The 2720-nt window shown below is 47.4% G+C and carries 3 protein-coding genes; 2 read left to right on the top strand and 1 reads right to left on the bottom strand.

Annotation, left to right across the window (positions count from 1 at the left end; translation table 11 throughout):
• Window positions 1–347: 347 nt before the first annotated feature.
• Entirely contained in the window at window positions 348–1262 is a 915-nt protein-coding gene (locus tag V3S16_RS13410; RefSeq protein WP_413885749.1) for an alpha/beta fold hydrolase, read from the top strand.
• A 296-nt stretch (window positions 1263–1558) separates the two neighbouring features.
• Here the strand turns inward: V3S16_RS13410 and V3S16_RS13405 are convergent, their stop codons facing one another.
• Window positions 1559–2293, bottom strand: a complete 735-nt coding sequence (locus V3S16_RS13405) for a prepilin peptidase (protein ID WP_413885753.1) — start codon at window positions 2291–2293, stop codon at window positions 1559–1561.
• A gap of 323 nt (window positions 2294–2616) precedes the next feature.
• Between V3S16_RS13405 and V3S16_RS13400 the strand changes: the two genes are divergently transcribed.
• Window positions 2617–2720 (top strand): cytochrome c biogenesis protein CcdA (locus tag V3S16_RS13400; protein ID WP_413885751.1); only part of this gene is annotated, 104 nt, incomplete at its 3' end.

Raw genomic sequence — 2720 nt, 5'->3', positions numbered from 1 at the left:
CTGTACGGTCGTGAAGGAATTCGGGCCTGTCGCCGCGCACTGCGCGAACAGGGGTGTCTGGCTGTGTGGTCGGCTGAGCCGAGCAAGAAATTCGAGCAGCTCTTGATGAGTTGCAGTTTCCATGTGCGCCGTTTCCGGGTCCCCGCCTACAAGGGGAGTAAATCGCAGTCACGTTTTGTATGGGTCGCTTCGGAGGACAAGATTATACTGCCCCCGGGTGGCGGCGAGCCGCGCCTACCGTTCAAGAACGGGTCAAAGGGAAGTCGCAAACGGCCCCGAAAGAGACGCTAGTCGCGAGCGTCTGGTGTCAGCCCCGGGTGTGAAGGGGAATGGGGGCAAGTCTACTTTTGACCCATGAGGAATGCGAAACGTATATAAACAAGAAGGAGCAAGACGTGACAGATTTCATGCCGTGGAACAGCCAACCCCTCGGAGTGTGGGCGGAGAAGTACGCTGAAGGAAAATTCATTGGCCTCGAAGGCCGACGCACTCATTTTATCGACACGGGCTCGGGCAGTCCCGTCCTTCTTGTCCATGGCTTCTTCTTCGACTCTTTCACCTGGCACAACAATATTGAGGCGTTAGCGGATAACTTCAGGGTACTTGCCCCTGACATGTGGGGATTCGGCTACAGCACCCGCGAGCTACTCGACTATGGCTACCCGCTCTATGCCAAGCAGCTCTTGCTTTTCTTAGACTCACTCCATATTGAGAAAGCCTCAATCGTCGGCCACTCTATGGGTGGCGGTACAGGAATCTACTTCGCGGTGCATCATCCCGACCGTGTCAATAAGCTGCTTCTGGTTGGCGCTGCCGGCATGCCCAATCCCCTGTCTCTCTTCGGCAAGCTCGCCAATCTCCCCCTGGTGGGGGAACTGATGTACGGCATGAAGGGCAACTTCATGCGCCGCATGGCGCTCAAGACCAACTGGTTTTATGACGAAAGCTTCATCACTGATAGCTATTTCGAGAATGCCACCCGTTTCCATAAGGTGAAGGGATCGACCGACGTTATGCTCACTATCCTACGCAAGCAGTTCTTTCACACTCTGCCGGACGAAGTGCGGGCGCTTGGCGAGTTGAACATTCCGACCCTGATAGTATGGGGGCGTCACGATACCGCCGTTCCGTTGGCACGCGGACGTGAGATGCACGCGCTACTCAAGGAATCGCGGCTAGAAGTCTTTGACAATGTGAGTCACTGCCCGCACGATGAGGCGTTCGCACGGTTCAATCAAATTGCTGTTGAATTCTTATCTTGATCAGGAGTGCCGCCCAATCGGGGGATTCGCGGAGTTCGGGACATCCATAAATAAGTAAATAACTATTAAGGAGGTAAAAGGAAATAACTTTTTATCTCCTTCTCAATTTTAGTTTCATTAAAAGAAATAAATAAAATTGGAATATCAATTTGCTTTCCTTCAATACTTAAATTAAATGTAATCGATAGTGATATCGATAAACAAAGGAATGAGAACTCCGGGACGCATCTTGATTAGTGATTATATGTTAATTTAAATCAAAAAATTATATTAAAAGCTCAAATTACGGACAATAACTATCGCAGTAGATGAAAGTACCAGTAAATAAGGCTCTGGCCGAAGAAAATATAGGTAACGGCGCCGATGGCCAGAAACGGGCCGAAGGGAACGGCAAATTTTATATTTTTGCCTTTGGCCAGCATGACCGTCAGGCCTACCAGGCTCCCCACGGCAGATGAAGTAAAAATTGTAAAAAGCACGCCTTTCCAGCCGACAATGGTTCCGATCATTGCCAATAGTTTGATATCGCCGCCGCCCATACCTTCCTTGCGAGTCAGCAGATGATAAGTCCAGGCCACAATCAGAAGACTTCCGCCTCCGGCCAGCAAGCCCAGGGCAGAATCTTTCAACGTCACCTGCGGCAGAGCAAAAGAGGCCAGGAGGCCGAGTGGAATTCCGGGGATTGAAATCACATTCGGTATGATTTTGTGGTCGATATCGATAAAGGTTATGACTAAAAGTACGGCGGTGAATATAAAATATATAAGGCCTTCAAGGGTTAAACCAAAGGCAAAAAAGACGCTGACGGCAGCGAGCCCGGCCAACGCTTCAACCAGGGGATAGCGCAAAGATATCGGTGCATTGCAGTGGCGGCATCTGCCTTTCAGCCACAGATAACTAAAGACAGGAATATTGTCGTAATACTTTATCATGTGGCCGCAGCTGGGACATACTGAACGCGGGGGGTCGGCAATAGATTTTTCAAGCGGAAGCCGGTAAATGCAAACGTTCATAAAACTTCCGATGCACATACCGAATAAAAAAATGTAAATTGTAATGAATATATAAGACATGGCGTCAATGTATTGATGGATAAAATCCTGATCTATTTCTAAATCAAAAAAAAAAATATCGCAAGTGCTGATAATCACTGGGGTCATCAATATTGATGGCGTCGTATAAAGTCGAATTCATCACGTTTTAGGTTTTAAGTGTTAGGTTTTAAGTTATGATAGTTCCGTAAAAAGTAAAAAGTTAAACGTGAAAAGTCTATATGCTGTGTAATATATCCTCTTAATGAACTAAATGTAGTCGTTTTACATTTCACGTTTCACTTTTTACAAAACTATAAATTATGACTAGCGACATTACCATATGGATGGCATTTGCTGCCGGGATCTTATCGTTTTTGTCTCCATGCGTTCTTCCCCTGGTTCCCAGATACGTTTCGTTTATATC

This window comes from Candidatus Desulfatibia sp. (assembly GCF_036446775.1).
In the GTDB taxonomy this organism is placed as follows: domain Bacteria; phylum Desulfobacterota; class Desulfobacteria; order Desulfobacterales; family UBA11574; genus Desulfatibia_A.
This window is presented reverse-complemented; position numbering and strand designations above follow the sequence as displayed.

Coding starts and splice junctions, on each gene's coding strand:
- V3S16_RS13405 (WP_413885753.1), bottom strand. CDS start 2,293: ATGTGCATCGGAAGTTTTATGAACGTTTGCATTTACCGGCTTCCGCTT.